This is a genomic window from Vibrio sp. 378, from assembly GCF_033339435.1.
Window position 1 is genome coordinate 1 of sequence record NZ_JAWOUO010000576.1, and the last position, 689, is coordinate 689.

At 44.3% G+C, this 689-nt stretch carries 1 pseudogene; it reads left to right on the forward strand.

The window, feature by feature from the left end:
- A pseudogene (locus tag R7Q48_RS27620) lies at window positions 1-689 on the forward strand (HDOD domain-containing protein); the annotation flags it as partial.

Below are 689 nucleotides of genomic sequence, written 5' to 3' on the forward strand. Positions count from 1 at the left end.
ATCAAAATTCAAAAACTTTGTATAGAAGAAAACACCACGGTTTCTGATGTCGCAAATTGCCTTTTAGAAGATCCAGGGTGAGCTGCTATTGTGATTCGCGTAGCCAACTCGGTGATTTTTAACCGAAGAAACATTACTTGTAGTGATTTAACTACCGCCGTCTCTCGTTTAGGTATCTTCCGCGTTCGAGGCATCGTGACCGCACAAGCTATCGAGCAATTGAAACACGCGGTCAATCTGAGTAAAGAGTGCAATGACATACTGTTAAAAAGCGCGGCCGTCTCTCGAGAACTTGGCGCCACGATGGTGCTGGTCGTACAAGAATTCCACAAACACGAGCCTTCTATTTACACACATCTGGAGCTGGAAAAGGCACTTCTAGTTGGCTTACTGGCCGATATTGGCTTGTTCTGCCTCATTAACGAATATCACCTGTATCTGGATAGTGGCAATTACCTTGACCCTGATATCGCGTTGCAAATCTTCCAAACTCGCTGCTCTGCAACCAGTAAGTTGGTGCTAGAACGCTGGGGGTTCGACAACGATTTTCGAGAAGTCTCTTCAAACGAAAAGTTTGTTACCGCTCGTCCAGAAGTCAGTTATTTGGACATTGCTCGAATTGCAAACCACTTATTGATGTTCCGCAATCAAGACGAACGTATTGATGAACATGAAGTGGAATTCAATTT